Below are 24419 nucleotides of genomic sequence, written 5' to 3' on the forward strand. Positions count from 1 at the left end.
TCACATCCTGTCCTGATCAGATAGAAGGAAGACGCTGATGCTTTTGTTGGTTGTCGCAATCGCGGTTTTCGTGGCCTGGAGCTGGTTGAGCTACCCGGCCATCGGACACTGGCTGTATGACCTGAACATGGCGGCAGAAGCCAAGCTGTATCGCCTGCACAAGCTCGTTGTGCCGATCACGGAAATGACCGTCTCCACCTGGCAAGGCGGACCGTACGAGGCGTCCAGCAGTGTACTGATGCTCCACGGTTTCAGCGCCGACAAGAACATCTGGCTGCGCTTTGCCCGGCACTTTGTCGGCAGTTATCGGGTCATCATCCCCGACATTGCCGGTCACGGCGAAACCGGCTTCAAGGCGGGCGGCGGGTACGACATTGCGTTGCAGGCCAAGCGGATGATCCAGTTGCTCGACGTCTGCGGGGTCGAAAAGGTCCACGTGATCGGCAATTCCATGGGCGGCTACATGGCGGCGTGGCTGGCGGCGACTTATCCGGATCGCATTGTCTCCGTAGCCCTGATCGACCCGGCCGGTGTCACCGCCCCCGAGGTCAGTGACCTGGAGCGGCATCTGACCAAGGGGCACAACCCGTTTCTGATCCATTCCAAGGAAGAGTTCCAGCGTTTCTACGCCATGACCATGGCCCAGCCGCCTTGGGTTCCCGGTGTAGTGCTGGACGCCATTGCTCAGCGCTACGAACAGGGCTGCGATGAACTGGAAGAAATCTTTCGGGACTATCGCGCCAGTGCGCCGATGGAACCGCGCCTCCGCGACATCAAGTGCCCTGCGCTATTGGTGTGGGGGCGCAAGGACCGCTTGATCGACGTCAGCAGCGTGGCCGTCTGGAGCAAGGGCATCGACGACCTGCGCGTGGAGATCCTCGAGGGCATCGGCCACATGCCCATGGTTGAAGAACCGTCGAACACAGCGCGGTTGTATCGGGAGTTTTTGGCATCCCAGCGCTCGGAAACGCCACAAGATCAGCGGCTGCACTGAACAAGCAGTCCTTTGCAGAATGAAGTTCGGAAGATTCTTCGTTTGTCGGCGCCGCTGAAGGCTGCGATCTTTCAACCTTACTTCAGCGCCGCCAAAAGAGCCTCGGCCGTACCCTCGGAAGACGCCGGATTCTGCCCCGTCAGCAACAGGCCATCGGTGACCACATAGCTTGCCCAATCAGCGCCCTTGGAATAAATACCACCCTGCTGCTTGAGCACATCCTCCACCAGAAACGGCACGACCTTCGTCAGTTGCACAGCCTCCTCCTCGGAGTTGCTGAAGCCCGTCACGCGCTTGCCTTTGGCCAGCGGCTGGCCGTCCACATCCTTGACGTGACGCAACACACCTGGCGCATGGCAGACGGCCGCGACCGGTTTCCCGGCCTGGTGCAGTGCCTCGATCAACGCAATCGAATTCGGGTCTTCAGCCAGATCCCACAGCGGGCCGTGGCCTCCCGGATAGAACACCGCGTCGTAATCTTCGGCCCTGACACTGCTTAACAACGCCGTAGAGGCCAAGGCGGACTGGGCGGCGGAGTCTTTACGAAAACGTTCGGTGGACGCGGTTTGCGCATCCGGTTCATCGCTTTTCGGGTCCAGGGGTGGCTGGCCGCCCTTGGGCGAGACCAGCGTCAACTGAGCGCCGGCGTCCTTGAACACGTAATACGGTGCAGCGAACTCCTCCAGCCAGAAGCCGGTTTTCTTACCGGTGTCGCCCAGTTGATCATGGGATGTCAGAACCATCAGGATTTTCATGTCGTTCGCTCCGTTCCAGGGGTTTTCGCACGCTGAACCGCGCACAGGGACCTGTGTGATGGACCTCTGCCTGTGTCAGTTTGTTTCACTTGTCGCTTGGGAGATTTGAGTGATGTCATATGGCCTTGAACCGCGCAAGACCTTGCAGTGGCCTGGCAGCAAAAGAGCGTATTTTGCCGCTTCGCACCAACTTCCCCGTTGAATGCAAAAAACTGCACAACGCCTTGTAAGTTCGACCGCACTTGCGCAAAACTCTTCAGTAGAATTCTTTGGATACGGTTGTTCGGCCAGAATATTTTGCAGTGCGTTATCCAAACAAAGGGCATATCCATTAGTGCTGCCAGAGGATGTACTGATCTGTAAAATCGGAAGAAATGATCATCCAGTAAAAATGGACGACTATGACGGCCGTCCATTTTTTCATGCTGTAACTTTTAATATTTTGCACCTGTTAAGGTGTTCGCCCAGTGTAGAGCCTCGGCATTCCATGCACTGGTAAAGAGCCAAACACTGGGCGAACGGGAGGTATTTTAATGCAACTTCAAGAATATGTCCGGATATATCAACATTAAATTTATCAAAACATGTTTTTACATGTCGCCCTACATATAATTAAATGCACCTTAAACTCACCAGTTCGATCACTGAACCGACCCCTTAAAAAAATATTCGGGATCACTTAGAGTCAATACTCAGTTTTCTTATCGACACCTCATTTCTGCATGTTGATGATAAGCCGTGCTTCAGTTTCGTCTGATCTTCAACTCTTCCCGTACTGTGCAGGCAAGCATTGACCTTGATCATCACGGCGTATTCGCTGTTTCCTGAGCGGTAGATTCTCCGCTGTCAGTGCCTTTACCACTGCCCTTGCGTCGAGCCGGATCGGTGGGGCGCAGGGCGTCGTTGTCCCGTTCGACTTCACCGGGCGGCCGCGGCTCGTCCGGGTGTTCCGTGTTCACTGGCGCTTTGTGCTTCATGATGATTCTCCTCAGGCTTCGGGATCGTCGACTTCACGGGCGACGTTTATTCCAGGGGAGTCCTTATGGGATTGATCGGCCCTGGCCTTCAACGCCTGCCACTGTTGGAGGTCAATGGCGCCCTGCCCCAGCAGATCATCGGCCACTCGCAACAGCTCGGCGTAATGGGCATCAGGGGATTGCTGCCAGTAGGCTTTGTCTTCCAACAGGCGCTGCCACGACGCAAGGTCAGGCGGCTTCAGGTCGTCGCTCATGACGGGCTCCAGCTTGGGCATTCGTACGGTAGAGGGTTGGCCAGCGTTCGGAGTTCCGACGGGATTGGGTGAAGATCAAGAGATCGCAGCCTCGCTTTGCTCAACAGCGCCTAACGGGGCAACGCGATCTTTTGAAGTTAATAGCCGGTCATTTCCAGATAGCCCTGCCCGCCATGGCTGCCACTCAACTGCACCGGTCCTTCCCAATAGGGAATGCGCAAATCCATCCAGGCCTTGGGGTTGAGCGCATCGAGGGTGATGTGGAGTTGCTTGCCGGGAATCTTGATCGACCAGCGCACCGGCATGGAACGTCCGGCGACTTTCGCCGTGTCCTGCGGTGTGAGGAGGATGTCGGTGGCGTGCAGTGACTGCGCCTGCCCCTCGGCGTCGATCCAGGTGCCGGTGAGGTACGGCTCGCCGTCCTTATGCCGCATGCGGTACAGCATGACCTGTTCGCCGCTGTCCAGGTGCAGGGAAAACCAGTCCCAGCCCGTTTGATTCGCGGTCAGCGGCTGGCTGCTCCATTCGCGATCGAGCCAGGCCGGGCCGCTGACCTGATACACCTTGCCATCGAGTTCGAGTGTGCCGCTGGCCTGGAAAAACGGCTGGCTGTAATAGTAGGACGCCTGGCCCAGTTCGGACTTTTGGCTGAAGCCCTGGTCGCCCTGCAACACCAAGGGACGCGCAGAAGTCAGCCGCAGTTGGTAGTTGAACGCCTTGCCCCGGGCGCTGAGTTGCAGATCGGCCAGAGGGTTGTCAGCGCTGGCCTGACTGCTGAAATACCAATCGTCGATCCACGCACTGAACGGTGTCAGGTTTACCCCGGCTTGACCGACGCCACCCCGGGCGTAACGTTCGGCAGCGTGGTGCACCGCTGCCGACGTCACCGCGGCATGCCCCAACCAGATGATCGGATTACCCCAGCCAGCGTGCTCGGGCGCAGCGTTCAGGGCACTGCGGAATAGCGTCCATTGCGCACCGAACTCGTTACCCTGTCGGTCCTTGAGGTTCGCGGTGACATACCACCACTCGATGCGAAAACCGTCATGTGGGCCGTGATCCGCAGGGAAACTGAAGGCCCTGCCCGGCACCACCGGTTTGAACGCGGCAGCCTGATTGCCCAGCCCCGCGAAACCTTTCTCGTCTGGCGCCGGGTTATCGCACCCGCCGAGCAACGCCAGCAACAACACACCGACCTTAATCCTCATGGGCAAAGGTCCTCAACAGATCCGCCGGTTGCGTGCGATACAGCGAATACAGCGGCCACGCCGACGCCAGCAAGGTCGCGAGCAACGCCAGCGCCATCAACTGCAACAACTGCAGCGGAAACACCCGCAATGGCAGGCGCCAACCGAAGGCCTGGACGTTGATCACCGCATCCAGGCACCAGGCCAGCGCGATGCCCAACGGCAACGCCAGCACCAGCGTCAGCACCGCCAGCAGCCAGGTTTGCCCGAGGTTGAGCAGCATCAATTGCCGGCGCGTCACACCCAATGCCCATAGCGGTGCAAGCTGCCCCAGGCGACTCTGGCTCTGGGTCAGCAGGCTGATGAACAACGCCACGCCCGCCACGCAGAGGGTCAGGCTGTTGAGCGCAGCGGTCGCGGCGAAGGTGCGTTCGAAGACTTGCGTGGACCAGCCCTTGAGCCGTGCCTGATCGACAATGCGGCTGTCTTCCAGATCGAAGCGCGCTTGCAGCGTTGTGAGGAATGCCGGGATCGACGGCGGGTCGATGCGCAGGTTGAAGCGGTTGGGGGTCAGCTGTGGCCAGCCGCGCAGCAGGTGGTCGGCGTTGACAAGAATGTGGCCCTTGGGATTGCCGTAGTCGGCGTAGATTCCGACGATCTGTGGCGACCAGGGTCCACCCGGTGTCGGTATCGTCAGGTGATCGCCAAGGCGCACCTTCAAGCGCCGGGCCAATTGCTCGCTGAGCATCAACGTATCGTCGCTGGCCAGGCGATCCCACGGCTTGTCGCCCAACGCCTCCAGCAGCGGCCAGTGCTGGCGGTAGGTCGGGTGATCGATGACGCCGAAGACATCCGCCGGCCAACCTTGCAACTGGACGGACACCTGCCAGTTGGGCAGCACCGCGGTGAGCTGCGGCTGTTGTTTGAGCCAAGTGTGCAGCTCCCTGGCTTGCGCCGGGTTTTGCGGATTGAGGTAGAGTTCGGCGGTCAACCGTTGTTCGAGCCAGTCGCTGAAGGTCTGGCGGAAACCGGCGGTCATGCTGCCGGCACCGATGTTGGCGGCCAGGGCCAACAGCAGCGCCATCAGCGCCAGGCTCAGGGCCGGCAATTGCTGTCGGCAATCGGCAACAAACCATTGGCCAAGCACCGAGCGGCTGCGCTGCAACACCAGGCTCAGCACGCTATTGAGCACCACCGGCAGCGCCAGCGCGGCACCGAGCAACAGCGCGGCCATCAGCACGAAACCGCTGGCCAGGCTGTCGCCCCGCAGCAACGCCAGCAGCGCAATCACAGCGGCAGCCCCGGCCACCCAACCCTGGCGTCGCAACCAGCGCGCGTGGGCCTGATGCCAGGCCTGCGGGTCCGCCAGGGCCAGCAATGGCAGACGCGCTGCCCGCCACAGGCTGCTGGCACCTGCCAGCAAGGCACCGAGCAGGCTAAGGCCGACACCGCTGAGCCACCACCACGGACTGAGGCTCAACTGCCCCGCCACCTCGGCGCCATACAGCCCGCGCAGACTGGCGGCGACATCCGGCAACAGCACGCTGGCCAGCAAGTAGCCGCTGACCACGCCGGCGAGACCGCCGATCAGTGCCAGGCCACCCAGTTCAACGGTCAGGCACGCAATCAACATCCGCGCGCTGACGCCGCAGGCGCGCAAGGTTCGCAACAATCCCCGGCGCTGCTCCAACGCCAGGCCGATGGCGGCGTGTACGATGAACAGGCCGACCACGAATGACAGGAACCCCAGGGCATCGAGGTTCAGGTGAAAGCTCTCGGTCAGGCGCGCAAGATTGTTCTCTTCACCGCTGCTCTTGAGCTGCAGCTGGCCTTCGAATTGATCGGGCAGCGTCGCGCTGAAGTCCTTGGGCAGCAGCAGGCGCGACAGCTGATCCGGCAAGCCGAGGATCTGCTGGGCGAAGCCGATATCCACCAGCAATATACCCGGCGCCATATCGGTTTCAGCCTGCAATGGCGGCAACACGGCGCCACTCAGGCTCACAGGCTGTTCACCCTCGCGCAAGCCCAACGCCTGCAGGGTCTGCGGCGAAACCCAGGTCCTGCCTGGCGGGCTGAAAAATTCGACGATCTGCTCGATCGCCAGTGCCTGCCCGGCCACCGCGGAGCCGGCTGGCAGCGACACCGGCTCGATGCCCATCAACTGCAGACGCTGGTCTTCATGCCCCTTGAGCATCACCCGACCTTGCAGCACCGGGGACACCGGCCAGCCCGCACGGCGCAGATCGACAAACACTTGTTGAGAAAAGGTGGCGCCGCCGGGGGTACCGAGACTGGCCTGGGGTTCACCGCCGATCAACTGGCTGGCCCGGGCATAGCTGTCCCGCGCCTGGCTGTTCAGCGCCTGCACACCGGCCAGCAGACTGGTGGCGAGCCAGAGCCCGGTCAACACGCTGAAGAATTGCACCGGGTGCTGCCGCCAATGGCTGAGCAGCGCCCGCAAGGTTTCGCCGAGGACCCGCACCTCAGCGCTCGCCCGCGCCAGCCAGACGGCCACCTTGCAGCACTACTTTCTCTGCCAGTCTCGCCGCGACCCGAGGGCTGTGGGTGACCATCAACAAGGTCGTGGGGCTGTCGTCGAGCAGTTCCAGCAGCAACTTCAACACCTCGTCGCTGGTGGCTTCATCGAGGCTGCCGGTGGGTTCGTCGGCCAGCAGCAGTTTCGGTTGCGAGGCCAGCGCCCGGCCCAGCGCCACCCGCTGCTGCTGCCCGCCGGACAACTGCTCCGGATAACGTCGCAGCAGATCAGCCAACCCCAGACGCTGTACCAGGTGCGCCTGCCAGCGCGGATCATGCCGCCCCGCCAGCCGTGCCTGGAACGCCAGGTTGTCCTCCACCCGCAAGCTGCCGATCAGGTTGAACTGCTGGAACACCAGGCCGATTTCAGTCCGCCGCCAGTTCGCCAATTGGCCTTCGCTCATCTGCTCCAGTCGATGCCCGCCGCTGACGATGCTGCCGCGATCGACCTTGTCCAGCCCGGCGATCAAGTGCAGCAAGGTGCTTTTGCCGCTGCCCGACTCGCCCATCAGCGCCAGGCTGCTGCCGGGTTTCAAGGTCAGGTCGACGCCTTGCAATACGGGCAATCGACCCTGGGGAGTGACGTAGCTTTTGAAAACGCCTTGGACCGACAGCATGGGGCAGGCTCGTTGAGGTCAGTGAGGCTAGGATAGCGGACGGCACTGATGCCGCGTTATCGTTCTTCGCCGGTAAGCCAGAGAAGAGGGCGATATATCCCACACACCTCTAGGAAAAAACCTCGAAACCCAAGGAATCGCCTGACTGCTCATCCGTATCCATTTGGATACACTTGAGTAATGAATTATCTTATCCAACAAACCATAATGTTTGTGAAGTGGCATTCCTCAATTCGCGACTTGCGAGCGAAGGTTGCCATCGCTCGTCGAATCGACCGTGCATCTGTGGGTAATCTTGGCGATGTCAAGTCGGTTGGCGACGGTGTTTCCGAAATGCGCGTGGACGTCGGAGCTGGCTATCGGCTCTACTTCACTTTGCGGAATGGAGTGGTCATCATCCTGCTGGCTGGTGGTGACAAATCTTCGCAAAATGCTGACATCCGGCGAGCAAAAAAATTGGCAGAGGAAGTTTAAACATGAGCCAGACTTTGATTACATTCGATATGGCAGCGTTGCTCGACAGTGACGAAGCTATCAGCGAGTACCTCTCCCAAGTACTCGCAGACGGAGACAACGAGGAATTTCTTCGGGCTATTGGCTACGTGGTGAAGGCTCGTGGCATGACACAAATTGCCAAAGAGTCTGGTATGGGTCGCGAAAGTCTGTACAAGGCCTTCTCACCAGGTGCAAAACCACGTTTTGAAACAGTGATGAAGGTCATTCATGCCCTAGGCATCGATCTCTGCGCCCAGCCTGGCCACGCAGTAAACCATCTCAATCCTTGAGCTTTTTTTGCATCAACTTGCTCCCTTCCCCACCCACGTAAACAACGGCAATTGCGCCTTCCGAGGCATCGCAAACGCGTACCCCATATGCCAGCTATAGTTAATGACCTTGGGGAAATGCGGGAATACCGATTTCGCAGGTGCAACCATGAACAAAACCGATCTGATGCTGGCGTTCGCTGTCTGCCTGACCACCGCCGCCCAGGCGGACGACCTGACCCCCACCACCGATTACAGCAGCGGGTTCAACTATTACGGCGAGAACCAACCCTTCGCCCATCCCGTTCCACCCTCCCTGAGCACCGTGCCGCCGCGGTCGTACATTCCGACGGCCCCGGGGGAGTTCATCCCGATTGCGAGCCAGCATGTGTTCTACGACTCAAGATTGCCAACCGTCGCGGATGCCACCGTGCGGGTTTTCATCCGCTCCTACGACGCCGAACGCGGCGTCTACGTCAACGAAGAAGTCCAAGACCCCAGCTGTATGCTCGCTTGCCTCGGCGGCCAGCAACAGCCTGCCCAGGTCTACCACTGACGTTTGTCCGGACGTGCGAGGCCGAGTTTTTCGATCCGATAACGCAGCATGTCGCGGCTCAGGCCCAGCAGTCGTGCCGACTTGGTGACGTTCCAGTCGGTCTTGTCGAGCATCTTGCGCACCATGTCGCGCTCCACTTCCGGCAAATTCATCGACTCGGTGCCGTTGTAGGTCGGACGCGGTTCGCTGTGCTGGGGTTCCTGCTGGTACGCCAGCGGCTCGTCCACCAGGCTCAGGCACACGTTCAACTGGTGGGTGGCAATGGTGTCGCTTTGGGCCAGCAGCACGGTCTGTTCGAGCATGTTGCGCAACTCGCGCACATTGCCCGGCCAGCTGTAGTTGAGCAGCAACTCTTCGGCTTGGTCGCTGAAATGCAGGTTCGGTTTGCCATAGCGTTTGCCATGGATCGCCAGGAAATGCCGGGCCAGCACCAGGATGTCTTCGCCACGGGCGTACAGGCGCGGCATCTTGATCGAGATGATGCGCAAGCGAAAGAACAGGTCGCGGCGGAACTTGCCCTGCTGCACCATCTGTTCGAGGTTGCAGTTGGTGGCGCTGATCACCCGCAAGTCGACTTTGCGCTCCTTCACCGAGCCGACCCGGCGTATGGTCCGGTCTTCCAGCAGCTTCAGCAGTTTGGCTTGCAGCAGCAGGTCCATTTCCCCGACTTCATCGAGAAACAGCGTACCGCCATCGGCCGCTTCTACCAGCCCGACGCGACGGTCCTTGGCGTCGGTGAAGGCGCCTTTCTCATGACCGAACAGCTCCGACTCCACCAGGTTGGAAGGAATCGACGCGCAGTTGAATTCTATGAACGGGCCTTTGCTGCGCGGACCGTCGAAGTGCAGCGCCCGGGCGACCAGTTCCTTACCGGTGCCGGTCTCGCCTTCGATGAGCACGGGCGGCAGATCGGCATTGGCCATGCGCCGTTCGGCGTCGAGCAACTGGCCGATGGTGTTTTTCAGATACTGCATGGGTGCCGAGTCGCCGATCAAGGCCTGCACCCCGGACTTCTGCGCTTCGCGCTCCTGATAAAACGACAGCGTGCGCTCCATCCGCTCGGTGGCCAGTGCCTTGTCCAGCAGCAGCTTGAGTTCCGGCAGCGCCACCGGCTTGGTGACGTAATGGAACGCGCCCTCTTTCATTGCCGTCACGGCATCTTCGACGTTGCCGTAGCCGGTCATCATGATCACTTTCAGATCCGGCGCGCTGATGCGCAGCTTCTGGATCAGGTCGTGACCGCTCATGCCCGGCAGCGAATTGTCGGTGAGCACCACATCAGGCACGAACGTGCTCAATTGCTCCAGTGCATCCTCGGCCGAGTGGCAGATTGTCACCTCGAAGTCTTTGCGCTCAAGGTAAGTCTGAATATTCTCGGCAAGGAGTTCATCATCCTCGACCAGCAGTATGCTGCGCTCCATGTTCCCCTCCCGTTGCCACTTTAAAGTTGAGAATGACGCGGGTTCCTTCCTGCTCCTGGCTGGTCAGTACGACCGAGCCGTCGAAACGCTCCATTATTCGTTTGACCAGGGCCAGGCCTACGCCCAACCCGCCTTGTTTGGTGGTGAAAAACGGCTTGAACACCATTTGCTGTTGCTGCTGGCTCATGCCCTTGCCCGTGTCGCTCAGGGTCATGCAGACCCGTCCTGGCTGCGGCGATTCGATATCGATACTGAGCACGCCGCCCTTGGGCATGGCTTCCAGGGCGTTGGCGAACAGGCTGTTGAGAATCTGCGTGAGCAAGACCCGTTGGCTGACAACCGCCGGACAAGCCCGTGGAGTGAAACGCACCTCGACGCCATAACGCTGGACCAGCGCGTCGAAAGCCCCCAGGGTGTCGTCGATGGCCAGCACCAGGTCCACCGTTTCATCGTCGTCATTCACCGGCCGCAACGACATCAGCAACTCCCGGACCCAGCGCGACATGCGGTCGACCTGGTTGATGATGTCGCCGATGTTCTTTTGCGCGCCCTGGCTGGCGATGTCCTGGGCCAGTTCGGCGCTGGAGCGAATATTTGCCAGCGGATTGCGCAGGCTGTGAGCCACCGCCGAGGACATTTCTCCCAGGGCGACAAAGGTCTCGTTGCTAACCAGCTGTTTCTGCTGGCTCTCGAGCAGCTTGGCCGCACGCCGCACTATCCAGAACAACGCCAGGTAGATCCCCACGCCGCCGAGCACGGTCGCCAGCCAGATGGCCTTGAAACCGCGCTGGATGCGCGCCACCAGATCCACCGGTTCCTTGTAGATTTCCACCATGGCGACCACTTGGCTTCTGTCGGCATTGAACATCGGAATGTAATTCTCGATGAACAGGTATTCAGGCTCGCGCAGCAATCGCTGCTCGGGGCGTTCCTCGACGATCTCGTGGTAGCTGGTAGACACCGACTCCTGCATGGCAAAGGACTCATCCAGCTCGTCATCGCCTTCAATGCGCTCACCGATCAACTCGGGATTGGTCGACCAGACGACGGTACGGTCCAGGGCATACACCGTGGCCAGCAGCAGGTCGGGCAAATGCTCCACGTGATCGAGAAACTCGACACGGGCGGCGGCTCGGGTCGCCGGTTCGACATCAGGATAAGCATGGTCCTGGCGCGGATCGAGCATTTCACCCATGGTTCGGTTGGGATTGATCGCAGCATGGCGGATTTCAGCCTCACCCATGGCCTGGATGAACTGCGCGGTCAGCATGGAATCGCGTTCGACACTCTCGATCACCACGAATCGCGTGGAAACGTAGCCCAGCCCCAGCGCCACGGCAGCGATGATGAAAAAACTGCCGAAGGAGAACCAACGCAGCAAATTGAATGGCCCGCGCCTGCCCTGGCGTTCTGCTGCCGCCGTCTGCAACGACGCGGCTGTTTTTTGTTGTTCCAATGTCTGCATGGGTCGGTCCTGAGTGCTTGCAACAAGCCTTTTCAGCCGTGTTTGAAATCAGTGTAGGTGTCATTGTTCGAGACAGATGGCGCCATTGATACTATTTAGCCGCTAGTGCGATTGCACCGCCTGTAACGGCTGCTGCCGTTCGGTTTCCTCCTGCAAAAAAGCCAGGATGGACTGCGCCGCGTTCTCATCCAGGCGCAGGTTGGGCATCGCAATCTTGTCGAAGCGCTCAAACAACTCCATCGCGATCGGGTCCTTTTCCGCCAGCATGCGGTCCGGTTCGCGGATCCAGCGCGCCAACCAGGCCGGCTCCCGCTGCCGTGTAACGCCGATCAGGTCGGGACCGATGTTGCGCATACCGGTGCCTTGCCCATCTTGAGGGCCGAGGCTGTGACATGAGGCGCAGCGGGTGCGAAATAATTCTTCACCAGTGCTGGGCGGCCGCAGCTGCGGCGCATTGGCGTAGCTTTGCTCGACACTGGGCTGCTTCCAGTTCTGCAAGGTGTTGGCCAGTTGATCGGCCAGAATCCACGGATTCTCGAAGGGCGACGCTTTCATCCAGCGGCCCGTGCTCTGGTTGCCGACGATCAGGCTCAGGTTGTGATCCTTGTTGCGTCCGTTGTCGACGCCTTCGATGAACAGCCCCAGCTTGTGCCGCAGCTCGGTGACAGCGTCGAAGTCGCCGGTGAGAAATTGCCAGCCCGGCCCGACCTTGAACCGTTGCGCGTAGGCCTTGAGCACCTCGGGCGTGTCGCTGAGCGGATCGATGCTGATGGAATAGAAGAAAACATCCTTGCCAACCCGGTCCCCGAGCAACTGTTGCACCTGGCGCAGGCGCGCGGTTTCCAGCGGGCAGGAATCGCTGCAGGTAGTGAATATGAAATTGATCACCACCACCTTGTCCCGGATCAGGTCATCGAAGAAATGCACCTGCCGACCGTCCTGGTCGGTCAGCAGGGTATTGGGGAAATAACCGGCGCCCCAAGGTGTCGCCGCCGCAGCCGGCGCCTCGGCGACCTCGTGGGCCACCAGCAACCGGGTAGCGAGCAGACAGCTGAGCAGCATCAGTACCAGATGCAGGCCCAAGGCTTTGGAGCGCGGGGGTTGCCTGTTCATGTCGGCTCGCTCCCGATTCATTTCTTGACCGGCACTTGCGGGCCGAAGCCATCGCCGGTGCGGAAGGTCGGCAATGCGGCGGAGTTGACGTAACGCACGCCATCCCAACTCGGAAGCGGCGTCGGCATCAACTGCAATTGCCCCGGTTTCTCGATGTCCCAGCGCAGCAGCATGGAGTTGTCTTCATGCTGGGTGTTGTGACAGTGCTCCATGTAGGTGCCGGCGAATTCACGGAAGTTGATCGCGAACTCGACGCTGTCCAGGCCATCGTCTTCCGAACCGATGCGGTAGACGTCCTTGCGCGCCCACTTCTCCCATTCCGGTGGAGCCTTGCCACCGCGACTCAGGATGATCCCCTCCTCGAAGTGCACATGCACCGGGTGGCTCCAGCCCTTGCCGCCGGCCTTGATGTTCCACACTTCCAGGGTGCCGAAACCGGTGACACCGGCATCGGTGGGGCCACTGGCCAACTGGGTCGAGGTGTTCAGGCGACGCGGGTCCATATGGAAGCCAAAACCGCCGTCGGTCTTGACCGTCCAAGGCGCTGCGTCGGTGCCGTCCGAGCGCCCGTAGGTGAAGGTGCGGTGACGGGCCTTGGCCAGCAGCGCCTTGTCGGCGACGGTATCGCGATGGATCTTCAGCGGGATCATTGCCATGCCTTCGGCCTTGCCCGGTTTGGCCGGCTCATAGGCTGCCGGGTCCATGGCCAGGTCTTGACCGGTGTAGGCCTTGACATTGAGCTGCAAGATCTTGCCCACGGCCGGGTCGCCCTTGTCCCACTGCGGGCCCTTGCTGCTTTGCTTGATCACCGCCAGGTATTTTTCCGAGAGCACATCGCCCAGGGCAATCGGCTCTTTCGGCCCCTTGCCGTCGTCATGGGCCAGCAAGTTGACGAAGAACAGTTTGTCCCCCGGTTTGATCCCGTTTTTTGCGAAGTTGACGATGATGTCGAAGCGTTCGGCGATGCCCTGGGTGGGCAGGATAGCGTTGTGATTCTGTTTATTGCCGTCGGCGTCCAGGTCCATGCTGCCGTCGAACGGTACGCTGTGTTCCATGATGTTGCCGTCGTTGGCAATCATGTGGAACGGCACCCGACTGTAGGAGACCCCGGAGTTTTTCGGGCCGGGGAACTCACCGTCGCTGCCCTTGACCTCGCGCACCAGGGCCAGCTTGAAGTAACGCGAGACCGAGCCGTTGAGGATCCGCAACCGATAGCTGCGGGCGCGCACGTCCAGGGCCGGCTTCCACTGCCAGTTCACCAGGATCTGATCACCGAGAAAGCCATCGGTATTGAACGGGTTGAACCACAGCTGACCACCCTGATCCCAGGCCTTGTCGGCGATCAACAGGTTAACGTCGTAGTCGCGGTTGCCCCAGGGCAAGGCGCTGCCGCTGGGCAATCGCAGGTTGACGCCGTCGTTCACCGATTCGTTGCCGCGGTCCAGGGCGCTGTAGTAGTTCATCATCGCCGCGTTGCCCTTGTAGACGTTCTGCGCGGTGAAATCGAGCATGTGATCGTGGAACCAGTGGGTGCTCATGGTTTCGCGCCAGTCACCACGGATCTTGATGGTGCCGTGGTCGCAGGTCTTGCGGCCGGGGTTCATGTCATTGACCCAGAGGGTTTCCCCGGGCGAACACGGGAAGGCCGCACGGGGGTCTTCGGCGCGGGTATTGATGCTGTCGTAACCGGCCAGCTGAATCGGCCAGCGATAGTCGTAATACTGCCCCGGAAAGAAAAACGCGTTGGCGTAACCGTCGCTTTCCGCCGGTGCGTGACCGTTGTGTTCGTGGGTGCTGATGGTGTGCAGGCCGAAGCCCATGTTCGCCGACGGGTCGATGGGCAAGCCGTTGTAATGGCGCATCAGCACCGGCTGGCCGTAACGCACCATCAGCAATTTTGGCGGCAAGGTGCCGTCGAAGGTCCAGACCGAATTGTGGTTCTGCACCGGCATGTTCGGGTGAAAACGCGCATCGACGCCTTTGGCCGTGCCGTCGGTGAGCGGTACGCCGGCGGTGTTGTGATAAAGGCCACCGGGGCCGAACTCACCCAGGGCATAGCCATGCATCTGGCGACTGTCGCGCAGGCCGCCGTTGGTTCGCGCACCGGTCTGCACGGTCTTGTAGGCCGCTTGCGGGTAGAACTCGTTCCAGCGCTGGTGCGACCAACCCTTTCCTGGCGGACGGCCTTCAGCGGCCGAGCCAATGTGCCGATTGAGAAAGTATTCGATCTGCGCCTGCCATGGATTGCGGTCGACCACGTTGGCGAACTGGCTCGGGAATGGCGTCAGCCCCGGTTGGCGCAGGAAGGCATCCAGGGCCACGCCGGGTGGCGCACTGCGGGCCGCACTGGTGGGGTCCTGCTGCGGCGCCGGGCCGATCGCCGCGGGGGGAAATCCCAAGGGTGCCGCCGGTGTGGTGGGGTCGAGTTTTTCCGGGCCGAATTCTTCGAACAGCACCAGTTGCTGGGTGAACGGCTGAGCGCCGAACAACGGGCTGGGCTTGCCATTGGTGGGGTAATTGAAGCTGGTCTGCACTGTGGGCGGCAGGATGTTTTCCAGGCGCGTGGTGTCGCGGCTGCCTTTGACGCCTTCGGGCAAATCGAAGGCGTCTTCGTTGGCCTCCGGCATCGTCAGGATAGCGTTCAGCGCGGCCGGTTTATCTGCGAGTTCGTCGTAATAAGCCGAGGGGTCGGTGGGTTCGGGCTGTCGTTCGTCATCGATGGGGCTGGCGCGAAGACCGGCTGTCCCCAGCGTCATCGTCAGAAGGACGCTCAACGGCGTCAGGTAGCCGAACCGCTTGAAGGGAAACCGCGCATTACTGTTCATCACCAGCCGCCTCGAAGTCATGAAGGGGTACGGGTGATGTGCAAGTAGCTCGCCAGATTTGTAACAGATTTTTACAAAGTATTAACACCAGGCAAAACAGTGGCTTATCAACATCAATGTGCCATGACCGGAAACCACTGGGGAATGACACCCGCTAACGGGGAAAGTTCATACCCATTTTCAGGTGAGCCGTTTGAACGAAAGACGGACAATCGTGCCCTCACCCTCGCGGCTTTCCAGGGTCACCGCACCGCCGAAACGCTCCATGATCCGCTTCACCAGCACCAGTCCGACCCCCAGGCCACCGCGCTTGGTGGTGTAAAACGGTCGAAAGGCCATGCTGCGCTGCTCTTCGGTCATCCCTTTGCCGGTGTCGCTCACGACCACGCAAACGCCGTTGGCATCGGTCGGCTCCAGCGTGATGGTAAGCGTACCGCCCTTCTCCATCGCCTCCAGCGCATTGGCCAGCAAGCTGTTGAGGATCTGGGTCAATTGCACCTGCTGGCTCAGGACCATAGGCGTTTCCCTGGGCTCGAACACCACCCGAACGTTGGCCTTGGCGACCTGCTGCTCGAACGCCATCAGGCTGTCGTGCAACGCCGCCACCAGATTGACCGGTTCCGCCTCGTCGTTGAGCGGGCGCAAGGATTGCAGCAATTCCCTGACCCATTTCGACATGCGATCGACCTGGCCGATGATGTCGTTGATGTTCTTGTGCGCCGCGCCGCTGTCGAATTCCAGTGCCAGTTCAGCGCTGGAGCGAATGGTCGCCAGCGGATTGCGCAAGCTATGGGCAACTGCCGACGACATCTCGCCCAAGGCGACAAAGGTCTCGTTGGTGATCAGCTGCTTCTGTTGTACCGCCAGCTGAATCGCGGCCCGGCGCACGATCCAGTACAGCCCAAGGTAAATCAGCCCACCGCCCAGGGCAGTGGCCAGCCAGATCAATATCAGGCCGCGCTCCATGCGGTTGATCAGGTCCTTGGGCTCCTTGTAGATCTCGACCATCGCGGTGACTTTGTTGCCGTCGGCATCGAACAGTGGGATGTAGTTCTCGATGAAGATGTATTCAGGGGGCGTTACGAACTTCTGCTCCATGCGGCTGTGGTCGACGTCGTGATAGCTGGCCGACACCGGGGTCCTGGAGGCAAAGGCTTGATCCAGGTCGTCGTCGGTATGGATCCGGGTGCCCATCAATGCCGGGTTGGTCGACCAGATCACCACGCGATCGGGGGCGTAGATGTTGGCCAGGATCACATCCGGCAAGTGTTCAATATGGTCGAGGAATTCGCCACGGGCATTGGCCCGGGCCAGCGGGTCGACGTCGGGGAAGTCCTTGTCCTTGCGGGGGTCGAGCAACTCGCCCATGGTCCGCACATTGGGAATCGACACATGGCGCACCTCGGCGGAGGCAATCGCCTGGATGAACTGGGACGTCAGCAAGGCATCGCGCTGCACGCTCTCGGTAATCACAAACCGCGTGGACACCGACCCCAGCGCCACGGCGACCGTGCCGATCACCGCCAAGCTGACGAGCGAAAACCAGCGCAACAGATTGAACGGCGGCTTGCGCGAGTGCAGGCGGGTATCGCCCTCCTGCGACAGGAGCGCTTTGGTAGGCATGTTCATCGACATTTGTTCCCGACGTTTCCCCTATAGGGTTATAGCCCACTACTGGCCGTTTGCCCGATGTCGGGGTTTGGACCGGCGCAGGATCGGGGGAAATACCCAACGGGAAGCGGGATGAGTCTGGATGATTAGGGATTTCGTGGCGCAGGCCTTGGCACGCGAGGTGCTACCAATAATCGACTGAAACGCTATTGGCTGGATGAGCATGCGCAGTGCAGCAATTACGGGAAACTGCCCGGATTGGCGTTCAGGGGTATTCTTGCCTGGCATGCAACACGGCAACGATCTCTATCCGATCCGTCACTCGATAAACGCTACTACGTCCCCGCCTTCCCCACCTGCCCCCGATGCTGGGGACAATGACCCGTTCCCTCGAGCGCCTGTCTGATAGCGATTGTCCGCCCCATGCCCGCGTTCCGGACCTCTCAAGAACGTTTTCGCCTATTGGTACGGAAGTTGCCCCACCCCCTCTCAACTGACCCACCTCACGGGACAGGTACTCTGATAGAGGGATTAACTCATGCACCCTTTACTGTCCAAAACTGCGGCCGCCCTGGTCGTGAGTGCTCTGGCCCAAGGCATCGCCCAGGCGGCGCTGTATGCCGTCGACCCCGGACCTTACCTTCCATCCAACGGCTCGTTCGCCGCCTGGTATCAGGACACCCACGGTCGAACCCTCGACCTGTGCCTGTCCAAGGCGGTCAGCTCCCGGGCTCCCGGAGCGCCCGGAGCGCCGTCGTACATGTGTACGTTGCTGCCGACCCCCGGCGTGTTCGACGACACACAACCGATCGTCTTCCCGACCAACTTCCCTGACGAAGCCTTCTGGTTCACCGCCGACGCGGCAATCGTCGATGCGGCCCGGGGCATCGACCTGTCGTTCGGTACCGCCATCGAAGCGGCCTTCGCCGCTGAAGAACCGGTCGAAGGCGACCAGATGAGTTTTGCCCGGGTACGTATCCGCGTCGACGTGCCCACCGCCGGCACGTACACCATCACCCACCCTTACGGGGTCGACATCTTCGACGTCCCTGCCGGGGGTACCCGAGTCATCAACATGACCCGGGACATTGGCATCGGCTCGCCGAAAACCTACGACGGCGCCCTGCGCGGTGACGTCGGACCCTTCCTGCGCAGCGTCAACGGCCCCTATACCGAGACCAATCCGCTGACCGGTGCGGCCGAGCGATTCATCGGCGACCCGAACATCGACGAGGCCATCACCGGCAGCCCGTTCAACACCAATTTCGTGCGCATCGAAGGGCCCAATGGCCTGGATCTGCGGACCACGCTGTTTTCCATCTCAGGCAAATTGTCGACAGTGGTGCGACCGACGCCGGTGATCGCCCAGCGCAGCACCTACTCGCGCAAAGCCGGTGAAAGCGCGCCGATCGCCCAGCAGGACGTGTTCGTCATGGCGCCCCCACCGCCGGCGACCGCCGCCGTGACCAGCAGCGACCCGGTGCTGAACATGAGCGAAGCCAACACCACCGGCAACTGGTACGGGCAGTCCGCGGCCAACCCGACCTTGCCGAGCACGGTGCAGGTGACCGCCGACAACCACCTGGCGATCCCCACCAGCACACCGACCACCTTGTCCATGGCGCTGACCGACCTGGTGGTGATCCAGCGTGCGGAGTACAGCCTCAGCAGCGGGCAACTGACCCTCGTCGCCTCGACCAGCGATGAAACTTCGCCGCCGGTGCTCACCGCCTCATCCGCCAGCGGTGCCGCCATCGGTGCCCTCAGTGGCGAAGGCGCGGTGAAAACCCTGGCCACCGGGATCTCGCCGATTCCACCGGCCCGGGTTCGCGTGACGTCATCCAATGGCGGCAGCGACACCGAAGAAGTGGTCATCGTGCAATGAACGCTCACACGCCCAGATCCTCATCAGGAGGCATCATGAACAATTGGCCACGCCTGGCGCTCAACGCCCTGGGACTGACTCTATCGCTGTCCGGCAGCGCGTTCGCGCAACTCGCCGCCGTCGACCCCGGCCCTTACACCTTTGCCACGGGGAAATTCCCAATGTGGTATCAGGACAACAATCAATTGAAGCTGGAGCTGTGCCAGTCCCGGGCCGCGAGCTCGCGGGTGCCGACCACCAACCCGCCGTCGTACATGTGCATCCTGGCGGCGGAACCGGGTGTCTACGACGACGCCCAGCCGATGGTCTTCCCCGACAACTGGCCTGGAGAAGCCTTCTGGTTCGCGGCGGAGACCGCAATCCCGCAAGTGGGCAACAACGGGTATGAATTGGAAGTGTACGTGGCCGCGATCGAGGCGGCATTCGGCGCTGAAACTCCGGTGGATGGTGATCAGGTTTCCTTCGCGCGGATTCGCCTGCGCGCCTCGGTACCGACACCCGGGGTCTATACCATCACCCACCCATACGGGGTGGAAACGATCAACGTCACCACCACGGGTCGGCGCGCCATCAACATGACCCGGGACATCGGCATCGGTGCACCCGGTAATTTCAGCGGCGTGCTCAATGGCAACGTCGGCCCGTTCCTGCGTAGCGTCAACGGCCCCTACACCGAAGTGAACCCCGACACCGGCACCGTCGAAACCTTCGTCGGCGATCCGAACCTCACCGAGCAGGTCACCGGCAGCCCCAACAACACCAACTTCGTGCGTATCCAGGGACCGGCCGGCACCATCGAGACCAACCTGTTCACCGTGTCCGGCAAAGTCCTCGACAACCGTGCCCAGACCCCCGTGGAAATCGACCGCGCCACCTACCGGCGCACGGACGCCGGCACGCGAGTCGAAGTCTTCGGCAAATCGAGCAACACCTCGAGCCTGTGCTTCCGCGAAAGCGTGGCCCTGGTACCCGGCCCACCTCTTTCGCCGTGCCTGCTCAACATGACCGGCGATAACAACGGCTTGTTCTTCGGCCAGCGTCAGTTCATCGGCAACGTGCCTCCGGTCGTGGTGGTCACCGCCACCAACCCGACGGGTACCACCCGGCCGACGGCCGTGTCGAGCAAAGTCACTGACGTGGTGAAAGTCCAGACCGCTCGCTACAACTGGAGCAATCACAGCCTGCTGATCGAGGCCACCTCCACTGACGAAGTGGTGGTACCGGACATGGTCGCCCAGGGTTACGGACGCCTGTCGAAGACCGGCACCCTGCAACGCCTGACCGTTGCCGACCTGATGCAGCCACCAGCCACCGTGACGATCAAATCCGCCGCAGGCGGCAGTGATACCGAGGCAGTCGTGGTGGTCGGCTCGGCCCCGGATATCGGCGAGAACCAGGCGCCACTGGCTGTGGCCGACAGCGGCAGCACCAGCTTCGGGGTGCCGATCACCCTCAACCTGCTGGGCAACGACAGCGACCCGGACGGCGACACGCCACTGAGCATCACCGCGTTGACCCAACCGGCAGCAGGCCAAGGCACCGTCTCCCTGAGCGGCACCGCAGCGGTGGTCTATACCCCACCGGCCGTGGTCAACGCACCGCTGACCACGACCTTCACTTACAAGGCGCAAGACGTCAAAGGCCTGGCTTCGAGCGCTCCGGCGACCGTGACCATCACCGTGGCGCCTAACCAGCCTCCGGTGGCCGTCGTCGACAGCATCGCGACCCTGGGCGTGGCGGTACCGATCAACGTGCTGGCCAACGACACCGACCCGGAAGGCAACGTGCCGTTAACCGTCGCCAGCCTGACCCAGCCAGCGGCCGGTCGCGGCACCGTCAGCACTGACGGCACCGTGATCACCTACACCCCACCGGCCACGGTCACGACGGCCTTCACCACGACCTTCACCTACATCGCCAGGGACAGCTTCGGCGCCCAGTCGGCGCCGGCCACGGTCACGGTGCAAGTCTCGCCAAGGCCGGCAGCGGAAACCTTCGCGGTGACCGCGGCCACGGTGACAGCCCGCTCCAACAACCGCTTCAACTGGGACTTCTCGGGCACCTCGTCGGTGACCACCGGCAACACCATCACCGTCCAGGTGACCACCCCGACCGGGCTGGTGACGCTGGGTACCACCACGGTGCCGTTGACCGGACGCTGGCGGCTGACGGTGAGCAACAGCACCACGGTGATCCCGTCGGCGAACCCGACAGCAACCATCCGCTCCTCCCAGGGCACCGTGCGCACGGTCGCCGTTACCGTGCAGTAAGCCCTCGCCCCACCGATTTTGCCGATCGGTGGGGCAGGCCTCTTTCACAAGGACACCACCATGAAAATATCGACCGCCACCCTGCTCTGCCTGCTCCTGCTTTGCAGCAGTGCGGGCGTGCGGGCCGATGATCTGATGGAGAACGACGACCTGGCGCCCGGCGCCGACCTCGGCGAGTGGCCAGCGCCGATCGGCCAGCAAGCGCTGATCAACCAGAACGGCCAGGCCAACGTCGCGCTCTTGCAACAGAACGGCCAGTCACTGCTGGGCCACATCGTCCAGTCGGGGAGCAATCAGGAAGCGTTCATCCTGCAGCAAGGCAGCGACCTGATGGCGCTGATCACCCAGCAAGGTTATGGCAACGACGCCCAGATCACGCAAAACGGCAGCCACAACCGCGCGCAGATTTCCCAGAACGGCAACAACAACGACGCCAGCATCGACCAGGCCGGCACGGGGCTGTCCAGCGCCGTGAGCCAGTCGGGGAACGGCATGAGCGTTTCGGTCAAACAGTATCGCTAAAGCACTGCACCACTTGGAGGTTTCATCATGTTCAAACTGACGCCCCTTACCGCCGCCATCCTGGTCATAGTCAGTGCCCAGGCGATGGCCGACGACAGCCTTTCCACCCAGAACCAGGTCGGTACTGCCAACATCGCCGAGGTGACGCAAAAACAGGCCAGTTTCAGTACCGCCACCCAGACCCAACTCGGCGAAGGCAACAACGCGGCCGCCAAGCAAGACAACGCCACCGGCACCATTACCCAGGACCAGGTCGGTGACTTCAACGCCGGCTATGCCGAGCAGCTGTTCGAAAACGGCAGCACCATTACCCAGCAACAGGTCGGCGCCTTGAACACCACCCATGCCAGCCAGTCGATAGGCGCACTTGGCGCCAACCACGCGTTGCAGCAACAGCAAGGCACCGGCAACTTCTCCTTCATCTACCAGGAAGGCCAGGACGGCAATACCGCCACCACCGTGCAGCTGGGTGACAGCAACAGAGCCAACATCGAGCAACTGCAGTACGGCACCGCCAACAACGCGACGGTCATCCAGTACGGCACTGACAACTACGGCACCGGCGAACATGTCGGCCACGTGGGGGGGCAGATAAACATCAACCAGGCGGGCGAAGTCAACTATGCCTACGGTGACCAGAGCTATGGTGACGGCGGCACCGTGACCATCAACCAGCTGGGCAACATGAACGGCAGCGAAGTCTGGCAGGATTCCCAGCTCGCCAGCCAGGCCACCGTCGACCAGATCGGTTCGGCCAACGAAACCATCGTCGACCAGAGCTTTGGCGAAAACAACGTCGCCCAGGTTCTGCAAGTCGGCGACCTCAACGCAATCTACGCCGACCAGTTCGAATCCGTCGGCTCGACCCTGGCGCTGTACCAACAGGGCACCGGCAACGTGCACTTCACCTACCAGAGCGGCGACAGCCATGTACTCAACGCCAACTCGGTTGGGAACGACAACAAGGTCTACGCCAGCAACTGGAAAGGCCCGCAAGCCGGTGGCCAGTTCGGCAGCAACCAGCGGGCAACCGTCAACCAGACCGGCAGCAACAACATCGCCAGCTTCACCCAGGCCGGCGCCGGCCACATCATGACCACCAACCAGGCCGGTACCGGCAACAAGACCACCGTCAGCCAGGCCGACAACTACAACGAGCTGTACTTCGACCAGAACGGCAGCGACAACATCCTCATCGCCTCGCAACGGGGCACCACCAACCTGGCTCAGGGCACCAGCAACGGTACGGGCAACAGCACCGAATACGACCAGTCGGGCACGGGCAACCAGGCTTTCACTACGCAGTATGGGGATGATAACCAGATCGTTGTGAAACAGGCTGACAACATGAACGTGGCGTATGTGACCCAGGGCGGGACGGGGAACATTGCCCGTGTTGACCAGAGTGGCGTGACGCAGATGGCAACTGTTCAGCAGTATGGGACGGGGAACCAGGCGACTGTTTTGCAGCAATGATTGTAGGGTTGTGAAAAACCGCGAGCCTGGGTGCAGGATCGCGGTTTTTTTATGGCTGACGCGGTTCCGTAGGAGCGAGCGGTGCGACGATTCGACTTGCCCGCGAAGAACGATAACCCGGTCTACCTGACGATCTCTTGTAGTGAGTGTTCAGACTTGGGGATCGAGGTTATCCAGTGCCCGGTTGACTGCCAGATCAGCCAGCATGATGACCTGCTGGATGCCCAACACCATGCTGCGCTGCGGCCCATCTACAAACGTCGCGAAATCACTGGCCATGACACTCGCGGAAGCCAACGACTCGCAGGCGTGGGCCAGGAGGCTTTCGGTGTCGATGTCCGGGGCGATGACGAACATTGTGCTGGGTTTGCGTATCGGGGTGTCTTGGGGGGAATTGAGATAATGGTCGAGGGCGCGATCGGCGGCTTCGTGCAGTTTTTTTGAATCGGCTGACGCGTAGGGGGAAACGGTGTCGGTTTCTGGGGGATTGGGTGTGACCTTGAACATGGGGAACCTCCGTTATACCTGATGGAACCACCAAAACCTGTCGCTATACAAGTGAGGGTGGCGGCTGTACGCAGGTTAGCGAACCGAGAGGTATAAGACCCGGCAGACCCGAGGGTCTCCCGCGCACAGCCACCATATCGAAACTGCGGGCTTAAGATCGCCTGCAATAAAGACGGGTGCATTGTGGCACTTATACCTGGTCGGGTCGCTAAACCCGATCGCTGAATTGGCAGCGATGGGGGAACGATAAAGACCAGGGCCAAGGCGCACAAGCCGGCGGATTCTGGCGTAGTTGTAGGCAACGGCGCAAGATGGTGTAGCTTTCGGGAAGTAACGCTAAACACTATTAAACATACCCTCAAATCAGTACATATCCCCCTGTGCGCGAGCCTGCTCGATGGCGCTGTGTCAGCCAACATCAATGCTGAATGGCACGCCGCTTTCGCGAGCAGGCTCGCTCCCACAATGGTTCCGGGTATGTCCGCAAGATCAGGTCGGCTGTCAGGCCGCCTTCGCTGGCAAGCCAGCTCCTACAGGGGGTCTGCGTACATCCGTCAGAGATCGGTCGGCTGTTTGGCCGCCTTCGCTGGCAAGCCAGCTCCTACAGGGGGTCTGCGTACATCCGTCAGAGATTGGTCGGCTGTCAGGCCGCCTTCGCTGGCAAGCCAGCTCCTACAAAGGATCG

At 61.1% G+C, this 24419-nt stretch carries 20 protein-coding genes; 8 read left to right on the forward strand and 12 right to left on the reverse strand.

Translation table 11 applies throughout. The features are described from left to right. The first annotated feature begins 37 nt into the window (after positions 1-37). A complete protein-coding gene (locus J2W17_RS09930; RefSeq protein ID WP_307333037.1) occupies positions 38-994 on the forward strand; it encodes an alpha/beta fold hydrolase in 957 nt (318 codons plus the stop codon). A 77-nt stretch (positions 995-1071) separates the two neighbouring features. Here J2W17_RS09930 and J2W17_RS09935 read toward each other — a convergent pair whose 3' ends face one another. From J2W17_RS09935 to J2W17_RS09960, 6 genes are all read right to left on the reverse strand, one after another. Further along, positions 1072-1749: a type 1 glutamine amidotransferase domain-containing protein gene (locus tag J2W17_RS09935; protein ID WP_307333039.1), complete on the reverse strand. Its 678-nt coding sequence runs from the start codon at positions 1747-1749 to the stop codon at positions 1072-1074. A gap of 803 nt (positions 1750-2552) precedes the next feature. After that, positions 2553-2726: a hypothetical protein gene (locus J2W17_RS09940; RefSeq protein ID WP_307333041.1), complete on the reverse strand. Its 174-nt coding sequence runs from the start codon at positions 2724-2726 to the stop codon at positions 2553-2555. A gap of 11 nt (positions 2727-2737) precedes the next feature. Further along, a complete protein-coding gene (locus J2W17_RS09945) occupies positions 2738-2980 on the reverse strand; it encodes a hypothetical protein (protein WP_307333043.1) in 243 nt (80 codons plus the stop codon). Positions 2981-3117: 137 nt separating this feature from the next. After that, positions 3118-4188 (reverse strand): lipocalin-like domain-containing protein, encoded by a 1071-nt coding sequence (locus J2W17_RS09950; protein WP_307333045.1) that lies wholly within the window; start codon positions 4186-4188, stop codon positions 3118-3120. After that, on the reverse strand, positions 4178-6649 hold the full coding sequence (locus J2W17_RS09955; protein WP_307333341.1) for an ABC transporter permease: 2472 nt from the start codon (positions 6647-6649) through the stop codon (positions 4178-4180). Before J2W17_RS09955 ends, J2W17_RS09950 begins: the two co-directional genes overlap by 11 nt. A 1-nt stretch (position 6650) precedes the next feature. Next, positions 6651-7319, reverse strand: coding sequence for an ABC transporter ATP-binding protein (locus J2W17_RS09960; RefSeq protein ID WP_307333048.1), 669 nt, complete (start codon positions 7317-7319; stop codon positions 6651-6653). Between the two features lie 180 nt (positions 7320-7499). Here J2W17_RS09960 and J2W17_RS09965 point away from each other — a divergent pair, with 180 nt between their 5' ends. The 3 genes from J2W17_RS09965 (at position 7500) to J2W17_RS09975 (ending at position 8639) form a co-directional block, all read left to right on the forward strand. Next, positions 7500-7793 (forward strand): type II toxin-antitoxin system RelE/ParE family toxin, encoded by a 294-nt coding sequence (locus tag J2W17_RS09965; RefSeq protein WP_307333050.1) that lies wholly within the window; start codon positions 7500-7502, stop codon positions 7791-7793. A 2-nt stretch (positions 7794-7795) separates the two neighbouring features. Further along, positions 7796-8104 (forward strand): addiction module antidote protein, encoded by a 309-nt coding sequence (locus tag J2W17_RS09970; protein ID WP_307333052.1) that lies wholly within the window; start codon positions 7796-7798, stop codon positions 8102-8104. A gap of 148 nt (positions 8105-8252) precedes the next feature. Continuing rightward, complete coding sequence (locus tag J2W17_RS09975) at positions 8253-8639, forward strand: hypothetical protein (RefSeq protein ID WP_307333054.1); 387 nt, start codon at positions 8253-8255, stop codon at positions 8637-8639. On the opposite strand, the gene J2W17_RS09980 is transcribed toward J2W17_RS09975, so the two are convergent. The 5 genes from J2W17_RS09980 to J2W17_RS10000 all read right to left on the reverse strand — a co-directional run bounded on the left by J2W17_RS09980 (position 8630) and on the right by J2W17_RS10000 (position 17092). Further along, entirely contained in the window at positions 8630-10060 is a 1431-nt protein-coding gene (locus J2W17_RS09980) for a sigma-54-dependent transcriptional regulator (protein WP_307333056.1), read from the reverse strand. The two genes, J2W17_RS09975 and J2W17_RS09980, sit on opposite strands and share 10 nt — an antisense overlap. Continuing rightward, positions 10029-11525 (reverse strand): ATP-binding protein, encoded by a 1497-nt coding sequence (locus tag J2W17_RS09985; RefSeq protein ID WP_307333057.1) that lies wholly within the window; start codon positions 11523-11525, stop codon positions 10029-10031. The genes J2W17_RS09980 and J2W17_RS09985 overlap by 32 nt, the downstream gene beginning before the upstream one ends. 102 nt (positions 11526-11627) lie before the next feature. Then, complete coding sequence (locus J2W17_RS09990) at positions 11628-12659, reverse strand: SCO family protein (RefSeq protein ID WP_307333059.1); 1032 nt, start codon at positions 12657-12659, stop codon at positions 11628-11630. Next, complete coding sequence (locus tag J2W17_RS09995) at positions 12656-15463, reverse strand: multicopper oxidase domain-containing protein (RefSeq protein WP_307333061.1); 2808 nt, start codon at positions 15461-15463, stop codon at positions 12656-12658. The genes J2W17_RS09990 and J2W17_RS09995 overlap by 4 nt, the downstream gene beginning before the upstream one ends. A 180-nt stretch (positions 15464-15643) precedes the next feature. Then, complete coding sequence (locus J2W17_RS10000; RefSeq protein ID WP_307333063.1) at positions 15644-17092, reverse strand: sensor histidine kinase; 1449 nt, start codon at positions 17090-17092, stop codon at positions 15644-15646. A gap of 520 nt (positions 17093-17612) precedes the next feature. Here J2W17_RS10000 and J2W17_RS10005 point away from each other — a divergent pair. The 4 genes from J2W17_RS10005 to J2W17_RS10020 are packed head-to-tail and all read left to right on the forward strand — an operon-like array spanning position 17613 to position 23227. Then, positions 17613-18959: a hypothetical protein gene (locus tag J2W17_RS10005; protein WP_307333064.1), complete on the forward strand. Its 1347-nt coding sequence runs from the start codon at positions 17613-17615 to the stop codon at positions 18957-18959. A 35-nt stretch (positions 18960-18994) separates the two neighbouring features. Then, positions 18995-21229 carry an Ig-like domain-containing protein gene (locus J2W17_RS10010; protein WP_307333067.1) on the forward strand — a complete coding sequence of 745 codons (2235 nt, stop codon included), beginning with the start codon at positions 18995-18997 and terminating at the stop codon, positions 21227-21229. Positions 21230-21289: 60 nt separating this feature from the next. After that, positions 21290-21751, forward strand: coding sequence for a curlin (locus tag J2W17_RS10015; protein WP_307333069.1), 462 nt, complete (start codon positions 21290-21292; stop codon positions 21749-21751). A 27-nt stretch (positions 21752-21778) separates the two neighbouring features. Beyond that, positions 21779-23227 (forward strand): curlin, encoded by a 1449-nt coding sequence (locus tag J2W17_RS10020; protein WP_307333072.1) that lies wholly within the window; start codon positions 21779-21781, stop codon positions 23225-23227. A 150-nt stretch (positions 23228-23377) separates the two neighbouring features. Here the strand turns inward: J2W17_RS10020 and J2W17_RS10025 are convergent, their stop codons facing one another. Further along, positions 23378-23734, reverse strand: coding sequence for a DUF6124 family protein (locus tag J2W17_RS10025; protein WP_307333074.1), 357 nt, complete (start codon positions 23732-23734; stop codon positions 23378-23380). Between the last annotated feature and the right edge of the window lie 685 nt (positions 23735-24419).

Origin of the sequence: Pseudomonas lini (genome assembly GCF_030812475.1) — a bacterium.
In the GTDB taxonomy this organism is placed as follows: domain Bacteria; phylum Pseudomonadota; class Gammaproteobacteria; order Pseudomonadales; family Pseudomonadaceae; genus Aquipseudomonas; species Aquipseudomonas lini_A.

Excerpts from the sequence above, each read along its gene's own strand:
- J2W17_RS09950 (WP_307333045.1), bottom strand. The coding sequence starts at position 4,188 with ATGAGGATTAAGGTCGGTGTGTTGTTGCTGGCGTTGCTCGGCGGGTGC.
- J2W17_RS09965 (WP_307333050.1), top strand. The coding sequence starts at position 7,500 with ATGAATTATCTTATCCAACAAACCATAATGTTTGTGAAGTGGCATTCC.
- J2W17_RS10020 (WP_307333072.1), top strand. The coding sequence starts at position 21,779 with ATGTTCAAACTGACGCCCCTTACCGCCGCCATCCTGGTCATAGTCAGT.
- J2W17_RS10015 (WP_307333069.1), top strand. The coding sequence starts at position 21,290 with ATGAAAATATCGACCGCCACCCTGCTCTGCCTGCTCCTGCTTTGCAGC.
- J2W17_RS09980 (WP_307333056.1), bottom strand. The coding sequence starts at position 10,060 with ATGGAGCGCAGCATACTGCTGGTCGAGGATGATGAACTCCTTGCCGAG.
- J2W17_RS09995 (WP_307333061.1), bottom strand. The coding sequence starts at position 15,463 with ATGAACAGTAATGCGCGGTTTCCCTTCAAGCGGTTCGGCTACCTGACG.
- J2W17_RS09935 (WP_307333039.1), bottom strand. The coding sequence starts at position 1,749 with ATGAAAATCCTGATGGTTCTGACATCCCATGATCAACTGGGCGACACC.
- J2W17_RS10005 (WP_307333064.1), top strand. The coding sequence starts at position 17,613 with ATGCACCCTTTACTGTCCAAAACTGCGGCCGCCCTGGTCGTGAGTGCT.
- J2W17_RS09930 (WP_307333037.1), top strand. The coding sequence starts at position 38 with ATGCTTTTGTTGGTTGTCGCAATCGCGGTTTTCGTGGCCTGGAGCTGG.
- J2W17_RS09945 (WP_307333043.1), bottom strand. The coding sequence starts at position 2,980 with ATGAGCGACGACCTGAAGCCGCCTGACCTTGCGTCGTGGCAGCGCCTG.
- J2W17_RS09990 (WP_307333059.1), bottom strand. The coding sequence starts at position 12,659 with ATGAATCGGGAGCGAGCCGACATGAACAGGCAACCCCCGCGCTCCAAA.
- J2W17_RS09940 (WP_307333041.1), bottom strand. The coding sequence starts at position 2,726 with ATGAAGCACAAAGCGCCAGTGAACACGGAACACCCGGACGAGCCGCGG.
- J2W17_RS09960 (WP_307333048.1), bottom strand. The coding sequence starts at position 7,319 with ATGCTGTCGGTCCAAGGCGTTTTCAAAAGCTACGTCACTCCCCAGGGT.
- J2W17_RS09975 (WP_307333054.1), top strand. The coding sequence starts at position 8,253 with ATGAACAAAACCGATCTGATGCTGGCGTTCGCTGTCTGCCTGACCACC.
- J2W17_RS10025 (WP_307333074.1), bottom strand. The coding sequence starts at position 23,734 with ATGTTCAAGGTCACACCCAATCCCCCAGAAACCGACACCGTTTCCCCC.
- J2W17_RS10000 (WP_307333063.1), bottom strand. The coding sequence starts at position 17,092 with ATGAACATGCCTACCAAAGCGCTCCTGTCGCAGGAGGGCGATACCCGC.
- J2W17_RS09985 (WP_307333057.1), bottom strand. The coding sequence starts at position 11,525 with ATGCAGACATTGGAACAACAAAAAACAGCCGCGTCGTTGCAGACGGCG.
- J2W17_RS09970 (WP_307333052.1), top strand. The coding sequence starts at position 7,796 with ATGAGCCAGACTTTGATTACATTCGATATGGCAGCGTTGCTCGACAGT.
- J2W17_RS10010 (WP_307333067.1), top strand. The coding sequence starts at position 18,995 with ATGAACAATTGGCCACGCCTGGCGCTCAACGCCCTGGGACTGACTCTA.